Source organism: Pontibacter locisalis (assembly GCF_042684605.1).
GTDB lineage: Bacteria > Bacteroidota > Bacteroidia > Cytophagales > Hymenobacteraceae > Pontibacter > Pontibacter locisalis.
Genome location: NZ_JBHULU010000012.1, coordinates 1 through 22,704 on the forward strand (window position 1 = coordinate 1; position 22,704 = coordinate 22,704).

Genomic DNA, 22,704 nt, shown 5'->3' on the forward strand with positions numbered 1-22,704 from the left:
CTTTGTCAATTCCCAACTATAACTTCGCCCCACCAAAGTCTTGCCTGGACGCCCCCGTCCGAAAGCACGCGCTTTCTCCCGGCATCGCCGAAGCAAGACTTCTCAGGCCCAAACTCCATTTATGCCATTGGCTCTTTTTCTGATCGTTGCTGAGCTTTTGTGGCCTTTGATGCCGCCCAGCCCCCTAAAAGCCTGAAAGACACGCCACTTTTAAAGCTCGTAAATTCACAATCACGGTCAACTATTGTATAAACGTAACTATTACGTTTATACCACCAAATCCGGCGGCTAAACGTAACCGGACTAACGAATATACTATATAGGAGGTAAAGAATATATACTTTCACAAAATAATACCAGAGGCAGAATCTATCGCGTCAATCACTACTCCACTATACAGGACAGCCTGCCCTTCCCTTATTTATTCGCACATTAACCCTAAAATACTTGTAAAAGCATGGTGGGGACTAAAGCCAAGGGTTACAGGCCCAGAAATAGCCTTTTAAAACTAACCAGAAAAGGAGTCCGTTAACAGGAATTAAACTGCGGGTAGTTAATTCAGGATATTCATAAAAGATACAGAACTATGATAAGTAAAGGAATACTTATTCGACTAGAAGTAAAGTCTGGCAAAGATGACGATGTAGAAACTTTCCTTCGGGCGACCAACCCAATGATTCAGCAGGAAGAAAACACAAAAGCTTGGTTTGGCATTCGGTTTGGCAAGTCTGAGTATGGTATTGTTGGCATGTTTGAGAGCGAAGAAGCCCGCGAAAAATTACTTTCCGGATCAACTGCTAACATTCTGACGCAGCAGATAAACACGCTTTTTTCTGAACCTCCCAGAGTGCAAAGATTAGATGTGTTGGCGAGAAAGATGCCTGTTACTGTGCCCCAGCAACCAGATACAAAAGCCATTTTGCTGACTTTTAAAGCTAAGGCAGGACATACTCAGGAAGTTGAGCGGTTTTTGAAAGACGCAGAAGCCTTGGCGCGTGAGGAGCCTGATACAACGGCTTGGTTTGCTATTCGACTAGACAACGATGAGTACGGTATTTTTGATGTCTTTCCCGATAACGGAGGAAGATTTAAACACCTAACAGGACAGATACCAAGAGAACTTGCAAAAAATGCCCTTTCGCTGTTGGGAAGTATGCCAGATATGGAATTGCCAACTGTGCTGGAAGAAAAGCTTGTGATATAAGACTTACCCGAGCACTACCCACATATGTTAATCCTGATTAAGGCAGGCTAAAGACTCTCATAAAAACGAATGACAGGCGCTGATTTAAATTAGCACCTGCCATTCGATAAATTAACATCCGCTAAAGCCACCAGGATTGGACAGCAATAGATAAAGGCCACCCAGATTTACTTATAAATAAAATTCTGAAGGGCTCTACAGCTAGATACCAGAAGATAATCAATGGTTGCATGAAAGCGGGTGCTGGTCAAATTTTTGTTTCCCCTGATACATGCGCCTTTAAGCAACCTGATTTCCTGCAAATTACCATTACAGCACAATCACTGCCCCTTAAACTTCGTACACCGCAGGAATGGCTAATAAATCCAAAGCTGTACTTTTATTGACCCTCCTGTTGCTGCCACTCTTTGGCCACAGCTGGGGCTTCTTTGCGCACCAGCGCATTAACAGGCTGGCAGTATTCGCCCTGCCTCCCGAAATGGTAGGGTTCTATAAGAAGCACATTCGCTATATAACGGAAAATGCGGTGAACCCGGATAAGCGCCGGTATGCTGTCGCGAATGAAGCGCCCCGCCACTACATAGACCTGGACGTTTATGGAGACAGTGCTCTTTACAAGTTACCAAGATCATGGCAGCAGGCAGTTGAAAAGTATACTGAAGACACACTGATGGCTTATGGCATCGTACCTTGGCACATCAATTTCATGAAATACCAGCTCACGCAGGCATTTAAGGAAAGAAACCTGGACAAGATTCTCCGCCTTAGTACCGAGATGGGGCATTATATAGCCGACGCCTGTGTACCACTTCACACAACTCAGAACTACAACGGACAGCTAACCGGGCAACGCGGCATACACGCTTTTTGGGAAACCCGTCTGCCAGAGCTCTTCTCCGACAACTATAACTTTTTTGTAGGGCAGGCACAGTATATTGAGCACCCTCAACTCAAGGCCTGGCAATTGGTAACCAGCTCCCATCTCGGCCTTGACTCTGTTTTATACTTTGAACGGGAACTTACTCAGGAGTTTGATGAGGAGAAGAAATATAGTTATGAACCACGGAACAACTTAACAACCCGCGTATACTCACAGGCTTTTTCACAAGCATACAGCAGAAAGCTACGGGGCCAGGTAGAGCGGCAGATGAGGCTAGCAATACTTGCCACAGCAAGCTACTGGTATACTGCCTGGGTAGATGCCGGGCAGCCAAGCCTGGGCACTCTCAGCACTAAGCTTTCGCCGGAGGAACTTCACCGCCTGGAGATGGAAAAGAAAGAGTATGAAACGGGGCCGCACAAGCCACGTGAAGAAGGTTACCAATAATAGTAGCTCCCCCTTCTTACAGGAAGCATTATTACATATATCAGCTCAACCTCCTTTTAGCTTTCTGACTACCCTCATCCTTAGTTCACGAACTAATTTTATACTTTTAGGCAGGTGGTTATACCTTAGTACTGGCACAGGTATCGTTACAGCACCAAAACTCCTGTAAAAGTGCACGATATCCGGCTCACTGTCATCAGGGCTTTCAAAGTCGAGTATAAAGTTTTGTCCGGCAAACTGCTTAATCATGTGATCCAGCATCAAAGTTCTACCATTTTGCTTACGGCCATGCGCAGCGGCGGCGTTAAAAATGTAGACTATTCTGTTTCGCCACAGTATAAAAAGACAGCCTGAGTTCTTCCTCCCCTCCTGGTCATAGGTATAAATCAGCTTTGCAAGGCCTCTGGCTTTAAGCTCCCTGTACAGTTCTCGTAACAGATCGTAAGCCTTCTCCGAAACTCCTCCATATATCCTATCCGCTGCTTCAGCTTTAAAGAAAGTAATAAGTGGCTCCAGGTCATCATCTTCCTGCAGTTCTAAGCCAGCCTTTACAGCTCGTTTAAGATTAATTTTTCTGTCGCGGGTATACTGCTGATACAGTTGCTGGTAAGGCTTATTAAGGTTTAAGTACAAGGTGTAGGTTTGCTCTAACCGGAGCTCAGCTGCCACGTTATTATCAGTATTAAACTGGTAAAGACTTACGTGCCGGAATCGTTTCTCCACCTCCTGCAAAAGCCTTTTATAACAAAACGCCTGAATGTTTCCGGTTATACTGTATACACCTAACTGCTGGCAAAACAGCGGCTGCTGCACATAAGGTATACCGAACTTCTTCCGCCACGGAACAGGCATCACTACCTCATATCTATCGTTCCCGTCTAACTCCACCACAGCATCCCAATTAGGCGCCACCACATCCAGGTACCAAGATAAGGCATACACCTGCCCCTCTGGTGCCTGAGAAATCAATGCATCCCATTGCCGCTTGTCAATCTCTTGGTGGAGGAGGTAGACTATACTCATTCCGCAAGCTCTCCCTTTACCGGCTCAGTTTCATGCAGCTTTAGCAGACTAAAAACAATTTCTCCTGTTTCATCCACAGTATAGGCTTTTTTAAAACGAGCATTCCAAAGTAACTCATCATACCGGTAAGAGAAACGGGAATGGATGTGGTGGCCGAATGCCTCGTCATATCCTTTAACAAGAACCAGCACCTCTGCTCTCTGCTCTTCAAGCTGCCCCGGGGTAATGTTGAAAAGAGGGCTTTCCTTGCTAATTGGATGCACAACTGTCCAGCTAAGCGGGAAGAAGTGCTGCGACGACTGCTCCAGCTTAAGGTTGTAGTAGTGCCGTTCATAAGTAGCATCCTGCACCGTCAGCAGCACCTTTACCTCCATTTCCATCAGCATGCTGTTTCGTTTATTAGCTAGTCTGAACTGAAGCACCTTACCTCCCTCAACAGGAGTAATAAGAGCATTGTTGCTGTAAAGTATACGAACATTGGGCTTAGAGAAGCGCCCATAAACCACTCCGGTAATAATGGCGAACCCAACCCAACCCAGAAGTGACTCCAGGGTAACAATCAAATTCACAAGCATGCCGTGTGGTGACAGTATGCCATACCCTACTGTTGTGAAAGTTTGCACACTAAAGAAAAAGGCATTCCAGAAAGGGGGAAGGTTTGGGTCTACCCCGTGCAAATTCTCAACACCAGCCCCTAAATAGAGTATCGCAAACAGGAGGTTGATCAGGAGGTAAAATCCTAACACTATTAATGACAGGCGTGCCACAGACACATAGCTGAGGTATTGATAGGCATCGTAGAGACGCAGCTCACTTCCTCGCTTAACAATGTTAAACGTCCCGTCTTTGTTAAGCATGCGCTTTGTCCAGCTGTTATACTTTTCCCCTAGTCCGGGATCTATGCTTCGCCCCCAAAACTTTCTCATAGGCATTAATCAGGTACAACAAGATACGAAAGTATAGAATATATCTGCAAAAGCGTGATTTCCCTTACAGGTCAAAATAATGTATCTTGCTGCAACATAAAAAAGCTTGATTTCAGATGATTCATAAGAACTTATCGCTTCAGCGATTTAAGATCCTGCTGATGCTCCTGTTTGTCGTATTCATAAGTCAACCGCGGGCACAGGCACAGTCCAACTCTACTGTAGATCTTTCAAAACTTGATGCTTATTACCAGAAGGCCCTCCAGGAATGGGACGTGCCAGGAATGGCAATTGCAATTGTAAAAAACGACTCCGTTGTTTTCGCAAAAGGCTATGGGGTGCTTAGTAACAAAACAGGTGGCAAGGTAGATGCCAACACCCTTTTTGGCATTGCCTCTAACTCTAAAGCATACACAGCGGCAGCCCTTGCCACCCTTGTAGACGCCGGTAAAATTAAGTGGACAGATAAGGTGACAAAGTATGTGCCTTACCTGCAACTTTATGACCCATATGTCACCGCAAATTTGACAATAGAAGATTTGTTAAGTCACCGGGTTGGATTTAAAACCTTTAGTGGAGATTTGCTTTGGTATAACACCACCTACAGCCGCGAAGAAATTATCAGGCGCATGCGGCACCTGGAGCCTGAATTCGGATTCCGTGACGGGTATGGCTATTCAAACCTTATGTTTATAACTGCGGGGGAAGTTATAGAGAATGTTACCGGGAAAACCTGGGAAAGCTATATCAAAGAAACTTTCCTGAAACCCCTGGGTATGAACCGCACTTATACCTCTGTCAATGATCTGAAGGGTGTTGATAATGTAGCCGCTCCACATGGTTTTGACGATAAAGGAAAGCCCTACGCCACCACCCTCACCGCCTGGGACAGCTGGAACCCAGCAGCGGGTATATTTACAAGTGTAAACCAACAGGCGCAATGGATGCGCCTGCAGTTGAACCTAGGCACCTATAAAGGAAAAGAAATTTTCAGTGAAGGCGCCAGTCGTAATATGTGGACTGCCCACAACCCGTTTCCGGTTTCTAAAAAAGCGGAGGAGATCACCCCTTCCACACATTTTACAGCCGCTGGTCTTGGTTGGTTTGTAAGTGATTACGAAGGCCGAAAGTTGGTATACCATGGCGGTGGCCATGAAGGTATGAACAGCCGTACGGTACTGGTGCCTGAGGAGAATCTGGGGATCGTAATTCTTACCAACAGCATGAGCAGCATTATGACTCCTGTTGCTAACTACACCATTGATCAGTTTTTAGGCATACAGAAAGGTCGGGACTGGAGCCAGTTTAACTTGGATGCCATTGCTAAAGCAAAAAAAGAACAAGAGGAGACAGCCTCTAAACAGCCTAAATTAAAAAGTAAGCGCAATAATAAACCAACGCGGGCACTGGCGGATTATGCAGGCACTTACAGAAGTGAGTTGTATGGTGATGCAACAGTTACACTGAGAGACGGTAAGCTGGAATTAAATCTTTTACCAGCCCCTACCTTAGGAGGAACCCTTAGTTTTCTGAAACATGACTTATTTAACCTTGACTGGAAGAATGATTATGCCCTGCTACACCCTACTAATGTGAGGTTTTTGATTGGTGAAGACGGAAGCATAGCACAAATGCGCCTGGATTCGAATAATCCGGATTTTCATTTCGATGAACTGAAATTTGTGAAGGTTACACCAGATGCACTATAGCAGTATCTGTAGGTAGTATAAAAAAGGGGCAGTGATATCACTGCCCCTTTTTCAATTCTTTCAAATCTTACCTTAGCCGAGAATTAAAGCCAAAGTGCTTACCGCTACAAAATAAGCTGCAATGATAGTGTAAGCTAAGATATCTTCAGAGTATAAATTTTTCATTTTGCTTTTGTTGTTTGTGGTTAGTGGTGAGATATTTTGCTCATAAATAAATATGAGATTTACATATACAATATTATGTAAAATTATCTATATATATAAATAACATGCTAAATATCTATGAAAGTTTATATGCAATTTATACTATTAAGCTAAAACTTATTAGAAAAACACAAAGACGCACAAAAGTGCAACATCCTGCACTACAGATGTTTATAACATCAGAACAAAGTTAAGTTCAAAAAGATATAAAAGGAGCAAAATAGAGACAAAGAAACCTAAGGAGGTAAAGGATTTACCTGAACAGATATAACAGACTTCGATACTTGTTTTGTGGCTTCCCCACAAATTAACATTCACTGCAGGGAAGCACTTGATTTAGGTAAGTATAGCTGCGATAACACTTACAACAGCAAAGTAAGCTGCTATTATAGCATAAGCAGCAGCTTCACTAGAAGAGTAAATCTTTTTCATGACTGACAAATTGAGATACAACACATTAACTACTAGTATTTTACGAGCAAAATACAGCTTATGTTTAAGTCTCTCTTAACCTATGAAAAAAGAATTCTTGCCTTGCTGGCTTTAAAAATAGCAAAGACTGCAGTAGCGGAAGGGCAGGTTTGCCTAGTGATTATCTGAGTAGCACCTGTAACTATAAACAAAAAGGCCATTCCTGCTAAGGAACGGCCTTTCTTCTATAGCTAAAGTTAGGTTTAGCTTTTCTTCCTATACACCTAAACTAACTTCTTGTAACGAATGCGCTTTGGCTCTACATCGCCCATTCGCTTCTTCTTGTTCTCCTCGTAGTCTGTGTAGTTACCTTCAAACCAATAAACCTGTGACTCACCCTCAAACGCAAGAATGTGGGTACAGATACGATCCAGGAACCAACGGTCGTGGGAGATAATTACTGCGCAACCAGCAAAATTCTCCAAAGCATCCTCAAGTGCACGAATTGCATTTACATCAAGGTCGTTGGTTGGCTCATCCAGTAACAGCAGGTTACCGCCTTCTTTCAGTGTCATGGCCAGGTGCACGCGGTTACGCTCACCACCCGACAGCTTGTCTACTTTCTTCTCCTGGTCACCACCCGAGAAGTTAAACTTGCTTACATAGGCACGGGAGTTAACCTGGCGTCCGGCCATCATCATGTGCTCTGTTCCGCCCGATATTACCTCAAACACCGACTTAGTGCTATCCAGTTGCGCGTGCTCCTGGTCAACGTAAGAGATCTGCACCGTAGAGCCTACCTCAAAATCACCTGCATCTGGTTTTTCCTGTCCTGTTATCAGCTTAAACAAGGTAGTTTTACCGGCACCGTTCGGACCAATGATACCTACAATGCCACCCTGCGGCAGAGCAAAGTTAAGGTCTTCAAAAAGCAGTTTATCGCCGTAGGCTTTGCTCACGTGATGCGCCTCTACTACCTGGCTACCCAAACGTGGGCCATCTGGTATAAACAACTCCAGTTTCTCTTCTTTCTTAGACACATCTTCGCTGGCAAGCTTATCATACTGGCTGATACGGGCCTTTGATTTAGCCTGACGGGCTTTCGGAGCCATACGCACCCACTCCAGCTCGCGCTGTAACGTTTTCTGACGCTTACTCTCAGTTTTCTCTTCTTTAGCAAGGCGATTAGCTTTCTGCTCCAGCCAGCTGCTGTAGTTGCCTTTCCACGGAATGCCTTCGCCACGGTCTAGTTCCAAAATCCAGCCAGCCACGTTGTCCAGGAAATAACGGTCGTGGGTAACAGCGATTACAGTACCTTTATAATGCTGCAAGTGCTGCTCCAGCCAATCCACTGACTCAGCATCCAGGTGGTTGGTAGGCTCATCCAGCAACAATACATCCGGCTCCTGCAGTAGCAGGCGGCAAAGGGCCACACGGCGCTTCTCACCACCCGACAGGTTTCCGATAATGGCATCTTCCGGTGGAGTGCGCAGGGCATCCATGGCGCGCTCCAGGCGGTTGTCCAGTTCCCAGGCATTATGGTGGTCCAGTTTCTCCTGCACTACACCCTGGCGCTCGATAAGCTTGTTCATCTCATCGTCCGTCATCTCCTCGGCAAACTTCATGTTGATCTCGTCGAACTCCTTCAACAAGGCCACCACTTCAGCCACGCCTTCTTCTACTACCTCGCGCACGGTTTTGGTTGGGTCTAGTTGCGGCTCCTGCTCCAGGTAACCAACACTATACCCCGGGCTCCAGACTACCTCTCCCTGTATCTGCTTATCAACCCCTGCAATAATCTTTAGCAAGCTTGACTTACCAGAACCGTTAAGGCCCAGCACACCAATCTTGGCGCCATAGAAAAACGACAGGTAGATATTTTTAAGCACTTGTTTCTGAGGCGGGTAAATTTTGCTTACCCCCGCCATTGAAAAAATGATTGTTTCGTTACTCATGCTATAGAATATATTTATTTCTTCTTTTTTTTATACTAAACCCTGAGCTATTTTATACATATAGGCGTACAGCTAATAACTCTCAGGCCCATTTTAACTTAATTGTTTTGTAATACATTACAAATATCGCAAAAATTCATGTGTTTGCGATTCTTAAAATTGCTTTGAAATCATTAAACTTGTAAAAACTGTATGGGTAAAGTGTGTCCGGACTCACTGTAGCACCAGTAGTTGAGCAGGCGCCTCCGCTTCTTTTTTCGTAAAGAAGCAGCAAGCGCAAACGCTGCTAACGAACCTGCGTATGCTAAAGTTAGTTTAAAACGATCGCCTTACCCTATTTTTCGACGCAAAACCCGATCCAGTAACATGGAAAACAACGAACTATTGGAAGAAGCCAAGAAGTATGGCTTTATTCAGGACCAGCAAGTGTGGCTGAAACCCTTCATGAACTACCCAGCCAGACAGGTAGGAGATGTGAAAGAATCTGAGGATGATTCGCTGGTTTACTTCGCTAAGCGTTTCGAGATGTTCAAGGACAAGGTAAACAACCTGCTGGAACGTATCGCAACCTCTGACAACAAAGGCTCCTTTTTGATGAAGGTGCTGCACATGAAAGAACAGGTAGGAAATTACGATGCTCTTGGTGATTTTGAGAAAATCTACTACACCCTGAGCCAGGCAGAGGAAGATATCAATGAAACTATCCAGCAGAACCGGGCTAAGAACCTATCGATAAAAATAGACCTGGTACAGCAAGCTGAAGGACTAAGTGAGAGCATTGAGTGGAAAGAAGCCACCGAAGCCCTGAAAGAACTTCGTGCCACCTGGATAAAGACTGGCCCTGTTGAGAAAGAACTAACTGATGAGATTGAAGAGCGGTTCAGAGATGCCGTTGACAAATTCTTTGAGCGAAAGAAAAACTTCTTTGAAGACAAGAAGCGCATGCTTAACCGCACCTATGAGCGGTACAGAGAACTCATACAACAATCTTACGCCCTGCAGAACTCAGAGGACTGGGAAGGAACCACAGCTAAGCTGAAGCAACTACAGCAGCAATGGAAAGAAGTAGGCGGTAACCTTCCACGTAAAACCACCACAAAATTGTGGTCTGACTTTAGACGTGCGCATAACCACTTCTTTGATCGCCTGAAACAGAAGATCAACAATGAGAAACAAGAGTCGAAGGAGAAGTATTACGACCAAAACTTGGAACGCAAGAAAGAACTGGCTGGCGAGGCTGAAAGGCTTTTGCAGCAAAACAGCCTGAATGATGCTGTAAAACGCGCGAAGGAACTACAGGCTGAGTGGAAAAAAGTAGGCCCTGTGCATCCATCCGTGTCAGACATGATTTGGGAGCGCTTTATTAAAGCCTGTGACAAGGTGTTTGAGATGAGCAGCCTTGAACATTATATACGTAAGCGTCAGCAGTCTTCTGATGAGTCTTTTACAGAGGAAGATGGCTTACAGGCACGAATCAGTGCATTAAAGGATTTCATTAAGTCTGATAAAAATGAGCTGGAGGTACTGGAAAGCAACCTGGGTAAATTAAGTGACTCACCAGGCAGCGATTCTTTCCGCAGCATGCTGCAAGGTAAGATCCGTAACTTTAACCGAAAGATTAATACGAAGCAGGAGCTGATTGAAATGTTTAAAGGGCAGCTCAGCGCGATAAGCAGATAAAAAGGGTAAAACTCATAAAGAGGCGCCAATTGTTAAGCAATTGGCGCTTTTTTTGTTTAGGTTAACATGTAAGAATTTCTGCTCCTGTAGCTGCTGTTTTAGCTGCTTCAATAAGGATGAAAAAAAGGCTTACCTTTTTGAACATTTGTTTATTATTTGCGTTGTGTTGGTAAAAACAGACAAAAAAGCAATTTTTTTTACTAAAAAATTTTAATTTTTATATTTATTTATACTTTTGCAATCCCATTTTAATAGCCATTAAGTTAAAGGAGAAAATACTATGTACTGGACACTAGAATTAGCATCATACCTGGAGGACGCACCCTGGCCAGCAACTAAAGATGAGCTGATCGACTTTTCTATCCGCTCTGGTGCCCCAATGGAAGTTGTAGAGAACCTGCAAGCCCTGGAGGACGACGGTCAACCTTACGAGAACATCGAGGAGATCTGGCCTGATTATCCTACTAAAGAGGATTTCATGTTCAACGAAGACGAATACTAAGAACAATCAGAGATTAGAAATTTATTACCGGATTCATTCCTGACATTTCTAATTTTTAATTGACCTCGTTTTGATCGTTGAAGTAAAAAATTTGGTTGCGGGTTATGGCCAGCGGGTCCTGATTCGCAACCTTTCTTTTTCTGTACCCTCCCCTGCTTTTGTGGCTATTATCGGCCATAACGGCGCAGGGAAAACTACGTTTTTCAGAGCTTTCCAACAAAAGATTGATTATCAGGGTAAACTACTGGTTCACCACCAGGACCTCAGGCAACTTTCCAATCCCGCCGAGAAAGGAATTCTTTCTTACCTTCCGCAGAAAAACATCATCAACTTTCCGATAAAGGTGCACGACCTGGTCGTAATGGGCCTGTTCAGGAAAAAGCACTTCTTTGAAGATTATGGGGCAGCAGATTATCAACAGGCTGCACAGGTGCTCGAACAACTACAGCTGTCGCACCTCATAGATCATGATTTCACAACTTTGTCCGGAGGTGAGCAGCAGTTGGTATGGCTTGCTCAACTGATGCTACAGGACGCAGACATCGTGTTGCTTGATGAGCCTACACAGCAGCTGGATGTATACTACAAAAACAAAGTTTTTGCATTGCTCCAGGAGTGGACCATACAAAAGGGCAAAACTGTACTTTGCATTACCCATGATCTTTACAACCTCTTGCCATTAAAGGGTTATATTCTAAACCTTTCGAAACCCGCTCCTGAACTGGAGCCAATAACGTCTGAAACAGTAAAGGCAAATCAGGCTTTTCTGGAGGCAGGGCGCCAACCGGTGCTTTGAATCCCGTAAACCGTTTAACTTAACCTGTCTACATCTTATCCTGAGCTGCAAAAGCTTCAGCTAATACAAGATCCTCAGGTGTTGTTATTTTGATGTTGCGGTAACTCCCCTCTACAAGCTTTATTTTTTCGCCTGTGCTCTCAACCACCGAGGCGTCGTCGGTGAAATGCTCTTGTTCCGGCTGCTCATAAGCACTGCGAAGAATACTTGCTTTAAAACACTGCGGCGTTTGCACCAGTTTATAGTTTGCGCGGGGCACTGCACGACTCCCCTCTCCCGTCAGTTCCCGAATAGAATCTTTAGGAGAAACAGCTACTACTGCACTGCCAAATTTAGCTGCAGCCTCATAAGCGGCACGAATAGTTTCTACCTCCACAAATGGTCGCACCCCGTCGTGCACTGCTACCAATCCATCTCCCATCACCGCACCCAGCCCATTTTTAACAGAGCCAAACCGAGTAGCACCACCGGCCACTGTCATATGGAAAAGCTTAAAGGTATACTTTCGGCACAGCTCGCGCCAGGTTGTGATCTGCTCCTGTGGCAGCACCACAATCAGCCTAACCGCCGGGTTATACCTGTAGAACTGCTCTATAGTATGCATCAGGATAGGCTTTCCTGCTACTTCGATAAACTGCTTGGGTAAACTGTGTTGCATGCGGGTGCCGCTGCCGCCAGCTACTATAATTGCGTATTCCGGAACTTGAACCATGCTACAAAGTTAAGGAGTTGAAAAGTTGATGAGGCACAAGGTTAGCTACATTTTGCTAAAGCTTCAACATCTGCAGAATGGATCAGGTGCAGGTTTCGGGTAATCTTTTCTAAATTCCAGTTCCACCAGGCTATGCTTTGCAGCTGTAGTACCTGCTCCTCTGAAAAGCGCATTTTTACAATCGCCGCAGGGTTGCCGGCCACAATGGCATAATCAGGCACATCTTTGGTTACGACAGCCTTGGTTGCCACCACAGCGCCATTTCCGATTCTTACGCCAGGCATAATTACGGCTTCGGTGCCAATCCAAACATCGTTTTCTACAATGGTATCTCCTTTCACAGGATAAGAAACACTGTCTGCGATACGCTCCCAGCCATTTCCGAAAATAGAGAAAGGATAGCTGGAGATAGGCTTTGTTTCATGGTTTCCGCCGTTCATGATAAACTTAACACCGGAGGCAATGGCACAAAATTTACCGATCAGCAGCTTGTCCCCGATGAAGTCGAAGTGGTACAGCACATTCTTCTCAAAGTTGTAAGGATCTTCCAGATCATCGTAGTACGTATAGTCGCCAACCTTAATGTTTGGGTTTTGTATGGTGTTTTTCAGGAACACCATTTTCTGATGAAATGGCAGCGGGTAAATAGCTTTGGGGTCGGGTCCGTTCATAGTTGTGCAGGTTTAGAAGTATAAAAAATGCCCCAGCTTTAGCGGCTGGGGCATCTGTATTCAATATAAAGTATAACTTACAGAATAAGCATTACATCGCCGTAGCTAAAGAAACGGTATTTCTCTTTTACGGCCTCCTCATACGCTTTCATAACCAGCTCATATCCTCCAAAGGCAGCAGCCATCATCAGTAGAGTACTTTCCGGCATATGGAAGTTAGTAACTAAGGCATTTGCAATTTTAAAATCGTAAGGAGGGAAAATAAATCTGTCGGTCCAGCCTTCATTTGCCTTTAAGCGGCCATTAGCAGATACAGAAGACTCCAGTGCACGCATGGTGGTGGTACCAATGGCACAAACACGCTTCTTGTTGTCCAGGGCACGGTTTACCATCTCAGCCGTATCAGCAGGAACCATGAAGTTCTCTGAATCCATCTTATGTTTCGTCAGGTCTTCCACATCTACCGGACGGAAAGTGCCTAGACCTACGTGAAGCGTTATTGGAGTTACATCCACTCCTTTGATTTCCAGGCGCTTCATTACTTCTTTAGTAAAGTGCAGACCTGCAGTAGGTGCTGCCACAGCTCCTACATTCTTAGCATAAACGGTCTGGTAACGCTCTCTATCCTCTGGCTCTGCTTCACGTTTGATGTATTTAGGCAGAGGTGTTTCGCCAAGATCGTTGATTGTCTTGTAGAACTCCTCATCCGAGCCATCAAACAAAAACTTTATTGTACGGCCACGGGAAGTAGTGTTGTCAATTACTTCAGCTACCAGGTCGCTATCGCCAAAGTAAAGCTTGTTTCCTACTCGGATTTTACGCGCCGGATCAACCAGAACATCCCACAGGTGAATGTCTTTGTTCAGCTCACGCAGCAGGAAAACTTCGATTTTGGCGCCGGTCTTTTCTTTGTTGCCATAAAGGCGGGCAGGAAAAACCTTGGTATCATTCACTACCATCACATCGCCATCATCAAAATACTCCAGAATATCCTTGAACACACGGTGCTCGATTTTACCTGAATCGCGGTGCAGCACCATCATACGAGACTCATCGCGGTTTTCTGAAGGATGTGTGGCTAAAAGGTCTTCTGGAAGATCAAATTTAAATTCGGATAATTTCATATATCAAATATTACGGTATTTGGTGTCTGTTGCCTTCGTGCTTTTTAATAAACCCCGGTCTCCTCTAATGGGTTTCTATACTCCTGTTTACTAAAAAACGAAAAATCAGACCGCAAATTTACTGAGTTTGACCGAAATATTCTTACTTTTAACCAAATTACTTAAGCTACATAAACTTGTTTTAGGAAAGACTATGATATACCTGCGCTTAATAGCGGAAAGTTTTCGGTTTGCATGGCAGGCGCTTCGTTCTAATCTGCTGCGTACCATTCTCTCATTGCTGGGCGTTACAATAGGTATATTCGCCATTATTTCTGTTTTTACCCTGGTAGATTCTTTGGAGCGCAATGTGCGTGACAGCATGAGCTTTATCGGCGACAAAGTAATTTATGTACAGAAGTGGCCCTGGTCATTTGGCCCGAATTATCCCTGGTGGAAGTACTTTCAGAGGCCTGAGCCAAACCTGCGCGAGTTTAAATTACTGGAACGCAACCTATCAAACGATGCCGGCGCTGCTATTTTTGCAGATAAAGGAAATAATACTTTCAAACAAGGCAGTAACAGTTATTCCAACGCCGGCCTATTTGGTGTTACTTACGAGTACAACAAGGTAGCCGAGATACCTATTCAGGAAGGCCGTTATTTTGTGCCGCAGGAAGTAGATGCGGCCCGAAATGTGGTGATTATTGGCCATGAAATGGCAGAAGCGCTTTTTCCTTTCACTGAGCCACTGGGGCAAGAGGTAAAGGTGGCCGGCCAGAAGTTAATGGTAATTGGTGTTATGGAAAAGCAGGGCGAAAGCATGTTTGGCCTACCTAACTTCGATCAAATGGGCATTATACCTTATGGCACCTTTGCGAAAATGTTTGATGTTGGCCCGGATGGCATAGGCTCTACCATTGCTGTTAAAGGCCGTGAAGAAGACCAGGGGCTGCTTGAGTTGGAATATGAGATACGGGGATTAATGCGTAACATCCGCGGACTGCGCCCACGTGATGAAGACAGCTTTGCTTTAAACAGACCAGAAATGGCTACGCAGGCAATCGGCGGATTCTTTGAGGTAGTAGGTTTGGCAGGCTGGGTAATCGGAGGTTTTGCTATATTGGTTGGTGGCTTTGGTATTGCCAACATCATGTTCGTGTCTGTTAAAGAAAGAACCAATATTATTGGTATTCAGAAATCGTTGGGAGCAAAAAATTACTTTATACTTTTCCAGTTCCTTTTCGAGTCTGTATTCCTGAGCCTAATCGGCGGAGGCATAGGCATTTTGCTTGTGTTCCTGCTCACACTAATTCCCCAGGACATGATGAAGGTGTCCTTATCAGTGAGCAACATTATTCTCGGACTTGGCGTATCGGCCGTGATAGGAATGCTTTCTGGAATTATTCCGGCAGTTTTAGCCTCCAACCTGGATCCGGTTATTGCGATCCGCTCCAAATAGATTTTATTTACACGCCTGGGTGTTTTGCAGCGCTTCCTCACAATGATGCAAACAACCCATCGCTTTATTTATTGAGATGAAGTGCGCCTTATGAATTGGCGCCAGGGGCTAAGGCCTCTATGATGAAGATGAAGAAAAAATTATGACAAAGCTTAGAAAGACAAGCAAAACGAAGCTACACGACCAGGAGCTTAATACTGGCAGCGGACAAACAATCCTTAAGCCTGATGTAAACGAAAATAAAGCAAGATCAGTAACTGATCTGCGTGAAAGTGGTCAGACAACTGCTCCGCCTGCCTCTCCGGAAGACAAAAAAATCCGCCAGGCCTTCGTTGACAAAGATTGGAACGAGATAAAGATTGCCGATTCATGGCAGATATTTAAAGTAATGTCTGAGTTTGTGGAGGGGTTTGAGAAGCTGGCTAAAATTGGCCCGTGCGTTTCAATCTTTGGATCGGCTCGTACAAAAAACACGCACAAGTATTACCTGATGGCTGAGGAGATTGCCGCCAAGTTAGTACGCCATGGCTATGGTGTAATTACAGGCGGAGGCCCCGGCATTATGGAGGCCGGTAACAAAGGAGCTCACTCAGAGGGAGGTAAATCTGTAGGTTTGAACATACAGCTTCCGTTTGAGCAATTTAACAATATCTACATCGACTCTGATAAACTCATTAACTTCGACTACTTCTTTGTTCGCAAAGTAATGTTCGTGAAGTATGCGCAGGGCTTTGTGGTTATGCCAGGTGGATTTGGTACACTTGACGAACTGTTCGAAGCGATCACGCTGATACAGACAAGGAAAATTGGTGCTTTCCCGATCGTGTTGGTGGGCCGCTCTTACTGGGAAGGTCTGTTTAAGTGGATTGATGAGGTGATGTTACAAGTTGAGAGCAACATCAGCGCGGAGGACTTAGACCTGATCCATATAGTGGATGATGCCACGGAAGCAGTGAAGGTCATCGATGACTTCTATAGCAGATACCTGTTGTCTCCAAACTTCTAAGAGAACAGTTCTATACTTACACAAAAGCCCGCTGCCAATACAGCGGGCTTTTGCTTTTGTACTATATTTGCCGTAGTTACCTGAAATTTTCGCTATGCCGGACCAACAGATTCTTCACTTTGATTTTCTGCGGAACAAGTATGGTCGGGAGCTCCTCCTGGATGTTGGAAGAATAGAATCGTTAGAGAACTTCATACTCTCCGACACACCTCACGTTCTTTCTTTCTACGACATCATGTTTCTGGAGAAGGGAAGTGGCACTTTTAGTCTGGATGGGGTGGTACACAAGCTGGAGCCAGGAAGGATTATTTTTACTTCGCCAGGGCAGGTGCGTGTGTGGAAAACAGAAAGTGACGTGCAGGGGTATACCTTGTTTTTTGAGGAAACATTTATCGCCTCGTTTTTCAATGACCCCCTTTTTCTGCACCGCTTCCAATTCTTTCATAACACTTCCAATCCAACTGCCCTGCTTGCACCTCCCACTGCACTTTATCAGTTCAAGAGTAATATACAGGCTATTGAACAAGAATTTATGGAACTTCAGCAAGATAGCCCGCACATGCTCCGTGCATTACTTTATCAGCTGCTGATAAGTTTGAACAGGCTTTACGCGCAGCAGCACAAAGCAGAGGCAGATACAGAGGGCAATCATTACATTTTTACATTCCGGAAGCTACTGGAGCAGCACTACCAGCAAAAGCACCAGGTACAGGAGTATGCCGAGCTGCTGCACGTTACGCCTGCACACCTTAACACCATTGCTCAAAAACATTTTGGCACTACGGCATCGGTACTCATAAAAAACCGACTGCTGCTTGAGATCAAGCGCCAGTTATTATACACATCCAAAACAGTAGCTGAAATCGCCTATAGCCTCAATTTTTCAGACACGGCCAACTTCAACAGATTCTTCCGCACGCAAACTGGTCTTTCTCCCAATGCTTACCGCAACAGGCAATTATAAAATGACCATCATTACCTATAAAACGACCTGTTAGATTCCTCTCCTGCTCCCGACCTTTGTAAGGTGCTATCAAATACAAGAACGTCTAAAGCATCAGACAAAATAAAACTATGAAAAAACTACTCTTCCTAATTTGGGCATTGGCAGCTAGCTGGGCAGGATTTGCCAATGATAACAGATTCTCTTTTAACTCCGGTAACTGGGAAACAGGTACAACAAAACCAGTAGTAGAAAACTACCTGGGGCAGGAAAGCCTATACCTGGAACGGGGGCATGTGCTGTATAGTAATCAGGAGATGCAGGATGGTATTTTAGAAGTGGACATTGCCCCTGATCCTGCCCGTGGAATGGCAGGTATCGTATTCAGGCACGATGGCAAAAACAACTACGAAGAACTATACATCAGGCAAGGCAAATCAGGTCAGCCGGATGCGGTGCAGTACACACCTGTGTTTAATGGCAGCAGTTCCTGGCAACTATACGCGGAACACCAGGCAAAGCATGTTTTCAGGCCAAACGAATGGATACACCTGAAAATAGAGGTACAGGGCACACTTGCCCGGGTATACTTAGATCACTCTGATATTCCTTCTATGGTTATATCTAACCTGCGCCAGGGAAGTAAGAGTGGCAAGTTTGGACTCTGGACACTGAACGGCGCCCGTTTCAGTAACTTCAGGTTTACACCCCTTGACCCTACCACTGCACCTACAGGCTCCATTGTTCCTGATGTAGCAGCAAATGTTGTAAAAAGCTGGCAGGTATCTCCTTCTTTTCTGGTGCAGGATGTTCAGGTAGAAAAATGGCCTAAGCTGCATCAGCTAACATGGGAAACGCTCCCGACTGATGCACAGGGCCTGCTCAACATAGCACAGTACCGTAGCAAGAGAGAAGCCGAAGCCTTCGAAAGGAACACCGACGATATGGTATGGGTAAAACTGGAGCTACAATCTGATAAGGAGCAAGTAAAGAAACTGTACTTTGAGTATAGCAACAAAGCACACCTTTTATTAAACGGCGCGCCTGTCTTTTTTGGCGACAATAGCTTCAGGGCGAAGAACGGTATGTATAGGGGTGAAATTGACAAGCAGCTTCGCACAAACGCCGTATACCTGCCGCTCAAAAAAGGGCAGAACACCATACTCGTTGCGCTTGCTTCCAGAGCCAACGGCTGGGGGCTTATGGCTCGGTTTGAAGACATGAACGGTATTAGTATCAAATAACTTGATTGATTTTTTTGAACATAGCCTTTGCCGATTCTGGCAAAGGCTTTTCTATTTACTAATATCCCATATGCTTGTATCTTACAATTCTAGTTAATATATATATTTAAACCCTTTAATGTAGTATAACAAGAAGCACTATGGCCAGATAAAAGACGACTGGGAGTTAAAACTCTTTAACCGCTGGGGAAAAGAAATATACCGTACCAGCAACTATACCAACGACTGTGCTCCTAAGGACAAAATCAATACTTTATTGTTTTACTACCTGTATCATCCTGCAACCGGCAGAAGCTACAGAGGCTCCCTGGAAGTGCTTCATTAGAATTTTATAGATATACAAAACCACTTACAGGCCGTATATTTTTTCAAAGGAAAGGCTATGCTTGATGAGGATAAGGAAAAAATAAAAAAGCTAAAGAAAAAGCTGAAGGTACAGGAGAAGAAGAACGCAGAAATACGTGACCAAATGGCAATGCAGCGAACTATTTTTGCCAACGAGCGGACACTGATGGCTTACCTGCGCACTTCTATAACTATTATTGCCGGAGGCTTTGCCGCTGTCAAGTTTTCTGATGATCTGTACCTTGAACTGATTGGGGCCACGTTGCTACCCATTGGCGCTATACTGGCAATTTATAGTTTTTTAAGATATCGAAAAAAGCAAAGATTGATTGAAGGCCATCACAAAAGCATAGAGCACACCAGCCACCACCATGCAGAGTTACATGAAAAAGAAGCATCCCGCTACGGAAATACAGATTAACTCCCTTCTAACAAACTTTATTCAGGCTAAACCAATTACAGCTCTTTTCTGTTAAAAAGGGTTAGCGTATTGGCTCTGCCAAGCGCTGATATTTTTTTAACTTTGCTATTTAAAAACCACTTATCCTGAATGGATTTCAACCAAGAGCAACAAACTGCTGTAACAGGCACAGCAATCGGCTCACAGGCCTCTACCGAAAACGGTGACGCACAGCAGATTGAAGTATACGGTGCCCGCGAACATAACCTCAAGAATATTTCTATCAAGCTGCCGCGCTATAAGCTGGTAGTTTTTACCGGAATCAGTGGCTCAGGCAAGTCATCCCTGGCTTTTGATACTATTTACGCCGAAGGACAGCGCCGCTACATGGAAACGTTTTCGGCCTATGCCCGCTCTTTTATGGGTGGACTGGAAAGACCTGACGTTGATAAAATCGAAGGGCTTTCGCCGGTAATATCTATTGAGCAGAAAACCACCAGCCGCAACCCACGCTCTACGGTGGGCACTATCACTGAAATCTATGACTTTATGCGTCTGCTTTGGGCGCGTACTGCCGAGGCTTTCAGCTATGTGACCGGTGAGAAAATGGTTCGCCAGAGTGATGAGCAGATTGTTAACCATATTCTGGAAAACTTTGACGGCAAGCGTATTGTAGTGCTGGCGCCCGTTGTAAAAGGTCGTAAAGGGCATTACCGCGAACTCTTTCAGCAAATCCGTAAGATGGGCTTTATCAGAGCCCGGGTAGATGGGGAAATGTTGGAGATTACGCCTAAAATGCAGGTAGACCGCTACAAGATCCACGATATTGAGATTGTGATCGATAAGATTGTAGTGAAAGAAGAAGATCGCTTCCGCCTGTCCAGTTCCATTCAAAATGCACTGACACACGGTAAAGGCACAGTGCTTATTCTTGATGCAGATACTGAAAAGACACACTTCTTCTCACGCCACCTGATGGATCCAGCGACTGGCATCGCTTATGATGACCCGGCGCCGAACTCCTTTTCATTCAACTCTCCGTATGGTGCCTGCCCTGTTTGCAACGGTTTAGGGGAAATACAAGAGATAACAGAAGAATCTGTGATTCCGGACAAGAGCCTGAGTATACGCCGCGGGGGAATTGCTCCGCTTGGCGAGTACCGCGACATCTGGATCTTTAAGCAGATAGAGGCCTTATTCAAGCACTTCAAGGTTTCTGTTTCTACACCTATCAAGGACCTGCCAGAAGATATCTTGAAGGTGTTGCTCTATGGTTTGGAAGAGGATCTGGAGGTTAATACCAAAAAGGGCAATTATGTAGTCGAGTTCGAAGGGATCATTAACTTCCTGAAAGGTCAGATGGAATCCGATTCTGATAACATCCGCTCGTGGGTGGAGGACTTTACCCAGACAAGCACCTGTCCGGAATGTGATGGTTACAGGCTTAAGAAGGAATCCCTTCACTTTAAGATCGATGGCAAGAACATTGGAGAGCTGTCGGTACTGGATATAAACAAGCTGGCCAACTGGTTTAATGGACTTGAGGATAGAATAAGCGAACGGCAGAATGTAATTGCCCGGGAGCTTCTGAAAGAGATTCGCAAACGAATTGGTTTCTTATTAGATGTTGGCTTGGACTACCTGAGCCTGCACCGCCCGGTAAGAACGCTGTCAGGAGGAGAAAGCCAGCGAATACGGTTAGCTACCCAGATTGGTACGCAGCTGGTGGGCGTGCTGTACATCATGGATGAGCCAAGTATAGGCCTGCACCAGCGCGACAACGAGCGCCTGATCAATGCCTTAAAGGATCTCCGGGACCTTGGCAACTCCATTATTGTTGTGGAGCACGACAAAGACATGATCATGCAGGCAGATTATGTAGTGGACATTGGTCCTGGCGCTGGTATCCATGGTGGGCAGGTGGTTACAGCCGGCACCCCTGATCAGATGCTAAAGGCAGGAACTACAACTGCAGATTTTCTTAGCAACCGCCGTGGCATAAAAATACCACGCATCAAACGCCCGGGCAACGGTGAGAAGTTGATATTGTCAGGTGCCACAGGTCATAATCTGAAGAATGTAACGCTGGAGCTGCCACTGGGTAAAATGATCTGTGTCACGGGAGTGTCGGGCAGTGGTAAATCTTCGCTGATTCATGATACGCTTTACCCTATCCTGAACACGCACTTCTTCCGGGCAAAACGAGAGCCGCTTCCATATAAGAACATAAAAGGTCTGGAGCATATTGACAAGGTGATAGAAGTAGATCAGTCGCCAATTGGCCGTACACCACGTTCAAACCCGGCAACCTATACAGGTGTGTTTACTGATATCCGAAGTTTGTTTGCACAGCTGCCGGAGGCAAAGATCAGGGGCTATTCCCCAGGCCGGTTCTCTTTTAATGTGAAAGGCGGACGCTGCGAAGCGTGTCAGGGAGCTGGCATGCGAACCATTGAAATGAATTTCCTTCCGGATGTTTACGTACCGTGCGAAGTATGCAAGGGCAAGCGCTACAACCGTGAGACGCTGGAAGTTCGCTTTAAAGGCAAGAGCATCACAGACGTACTGGACATGACCGTGGAACAGGCTGTAGACTTCTTTGACAGCCAGCCCCGAATTCTGCGCAAAATCCAGACGCTGAATGAAGTTGGCCTAGGCTATATTACACTTGGCCAGCAGGCTACGACTCTCTCTGGTGGAGAGGCGCAACGGGTAAAGCTGGCCACAGAGTTATCAAAAAAAGATACGGGCCAAACCCTTTATATCTTAGATGAGCCAACCACAGGTCTGCACTTCCAGGACATTGAGCACCTGACAGAAGTACTTCACAAGCTAACCGACAAAGGCAATACAGTGCTTATAATCGAGCACAACCTGGATCTGATTAAAATAGCAGATTATATAATTGATATTGGTCCGGAAGGTGGTGAAGGTGGTGGAACCATTGTAGCCAAAGGCACTCCGGAAGAAGTGGCTAAGTCAGGGAAAGGCTATACGGCCCGTTTCCTGAAAGAGGAGCTGACAACGAGCCACTACCACGAAAACGGCCAGGATTAGCTATCATAAAAACGATAGCTGCTT

At 45.2% G+C, this 22,704-nt stretch carries 18 protein-coding genes; 12 read left to right on the plus strand and 6 right to left on the minus strand.

The features are described from left to right. The first annotated feature begins 586 nt into the window (after nt 1-586). Together ACFSRY_RS08075 and ACFSRY_RS08080 are read left to right on the plus strand one after the other, a co-directional pair. A complete protein-coding gene (locus tag ACFSRY_RS08075) occupies nt 587-1,204 on the plus strand; it encodes a putative quinol monooxygenase (RefSeq protein WP_377505144.1) in 618 nt (205 codons plus the stop codon). Nucleotides 1,205-1,556: 352 nt separating this feature from the next. Continuing rightward, a complete protein-coding gene (locus tag ACFSRY_RS08080) occupies nt 1,557-2,531 on the plus strand; it encodes a zinc dependent phospholipase C family protein (protein ID WP_377505148.1) in 975 nt (324 codons plus the stop codon). Between the two features lie 45 nt (nt 2,532-2,576). On the opposite strand, the gene ACFSRY_RS08085 is transcribed toward ACFSRY_RS08080, so the two are convergent. Further along, nucleotides 2,577-3,554, minus strand: a complete 978-nt coding sequence (locus tag ACFSRY_RS08085) for a GNAT family N-acetyltransferase (RefSeq protein WP_377505152.1) — start codon at nt 3,552-3,554, stop codon at nt 2,577-2,579. Next, a complete protein-coding gene (locus tag ACFSRY_RS08090; protein WP_377505155.1) occupies nt 3,551-4,480 on the minus strand; it encodes an ion channel in 930 nt (309 codons plus the stop codon). The genes ACFSRY_RS08085 and ACFSRY_RS08090 overlap by 4 nt, the downstream gene beginning before the upstream one ends. Nucleotides 4,481-4,596: 116 nt before the next feature. Here ACFSRY_RS08090 and ACFSRY_RS08095 point away from each other — a divergent pair, with 116 nt between their 5' ends. Then, nucleotides 4,597-6,189 (plus strand): serine hydrolase, encoded by a 1,593-nt coding sequence (locus ACFSRY_RS08095; protein ID WP_377505158.1) that lies wholly within the window; start codon nt 4,597-4,599, stop codon nt 6,187-6,189. Nucleotides 6,190-7,088: 899 nt separating this feature from the next. Here ACFSRY_RS08095 and ettA read toward each other — a convergent pair. Beyond that, complete coding sequence (gene ettA / locus ACFSRY_RS08100; RefSeq protein ID WP_377505161.1) at nt 7,089-8,759, minus strand: energy-dependent translational throttle protein EttA; 1,671 nt, start codon at nt 8,757-8,759, stop codon at nt 7,089-7,091. Nucleotides 8,760-9,125: 366 nt separating this feature from the next. Here ettA and ACFSRY_RS08105 point away from each other — a divergent pair, with 366 nt between their 5' ends. From ACFSRY_RS08105 to ACFSRY_RS08115, 3 genes are all read left to right on the plus strand, one after another. Further along, the gene (locus ACFSRY_RS08105; protein ID WP_377505165.1) at nt 9,126-10,439 is read left to right on the plus strand and encodes a DUF349 domain-containing protein; all 1,314 of its coding nucleotides are present in this window, start codon (nt 9,126-9,128) and stop codon (nt 10,437-10,439) included. A 280-nt stretch (nt 10,440-10,719) separates the two neighbouring features. Continuing rightward, entirely contained in the window at nt 10,720-10,941 is a 222-nt protein-coding gene (locus tag ACFSRY_RS08110) for a DUF2795 domain-containing protein (RefSeq protein ID WP_025608825.1), read from the plus strand. Nucleotides 10,942-11,011: 70 nt separating this feature from the next. Continuing rightward, on the plus strand, nt 11,012-11,737 hold the full coding sequence (locus ACFSRY_RS08115) for an ABC transporter ATP-binding protein (protein WP_377505169.1): 726 nt from the start codon (nt 11,012-11,014) through the stop codon (nt 11,735-11,737). 28 nt (nt 11,738-11,765) lie between these two features. On the opposite strand, the gene ACFSRY_RS08120 is transcribed toward ACFSRY_RS08115, so the two are convergent. The 3 genes from ACFSRY_RS08120 to queA form a co-directional block, all read right to left on the minus strand. Next, nucleotides 11,766-12,449: a 2-C-methyl-D-erythritol 4-phosphate cytidylyltransferase gene (locus ACFSRY_RS08120; RefSeq protein ID WP_377505172.1), complete on the minus strand. Its 684-nt coding sequence runs from the start codon at nt 12,447-12,449 to the stop codon at nt 11,766-11,768. A 41-nt stretch (nt 12,450-12,490) separates the two neighbouring features. Next, a complete protein-coding gene (locus ACFSRY_RS08125; RefSeq protein WP_377505175.1) occupies nt 12,491-13,120 on the minus strand; it encodes a CatB-related O-acetyltransferase in 630 nt (209 codons plus the stop codon). A 77-nt stretch (nt 13,121-13,197) separates the two neighbouring features. Beyond that, complete coding sequence (queA, locus tag ACFSRY_RS08130) at nt 13,198-14,244, minus strand: tRNA preQ1(34) S-adenosylmethionine ribosyltransferase-isomerase QueA (protein WP_377505178.1); 1,047 nt, start codon at nt 14,242-14,244, stop codon at nt 13,198-13,200. A 193-nt stretch (nt 14,245-14,437) separates the two neighbouring features. On the opposite strand from queA, the gene ACFSRY_RS08135 reads away from it, so the two are divergent. From ACFSRY_RS08135 to uvrA, 6 genes are all read left to right on the plus strand, one after another. Then, complete coding sequence (locus tag ACFSRY_RS08135; RefSeq protein WP_377505181.1) at nt 14,438-15,685, plus strand: ABC transporter permease; 1,248 nt, start codon at nt 14,438-14,440, stop codon at nt 15,683-15,685. Between the two features lie 142 nt (nt 15,686-15,827). Next, a complete protein-coding gene (locus ACFSRY_RS08140) occupies nt 15,828-16,691 on the plus strand; it encodes an LOG family protein (RefSeq protein WP_377505184.1) in 864 nt (287 codons plus the stop codon). A 94-nt stretch (nt 16,692-16,785) separates the two neighbouring features. Beyond that, nucleotides 16,786-17,655 (plus strand): AraC family transcriptional regulator, encoded by an 870-nt coding sequence (locus ACFSRY_RS08145; protein ID WP_377505187.1) that lies wholly within the window; start codon nt 16,786-16,788, stop codon nt 17,653-17,655. A gap of 110 nt (nt 17,656-17,765) precedes the next feature. Further along, on the plus strand, nt 17,766-18,878 hold the full coding sequence (locus tag ACFSRY_RS08150) for a family 16 glycoside hydrolase (protein WP_377505190.1): 1,113 nt from the start codon (nt 17,766-17,768) through the stop codon (nt 18,876-18,878). Between the two features lie 382 nt (nt 18,879-19,260). Further along, nucleotides 19,261-19,644 carry a YidH family protein gene (locus tag ACFSRY_RS08155; protein WP_377505193.1) on the plus strand — a complete coding sequence of 128 codons (384 nt, stop codon included), beginning with the start codon at nt 19,261-19,263 and terminating at the stop codon, nt 19,642-19,644. Nucleotides 19,645-19,773: 129 nt separating this feature from the next. Continuing rightward, nucleotides 19,774-22,680, plus strand: coding sequence for an excinuclease ABC subunit UvrA (gene uvrA / locus ACFSRY_RS08160; protein WP_377505196.1), 2,907 nt, complete (start codon nt 19,774-19,776; stop codon nt 22,678-22,680). Nucleotides 22,681-22,704: the final 24 nt, after the last annotated feature.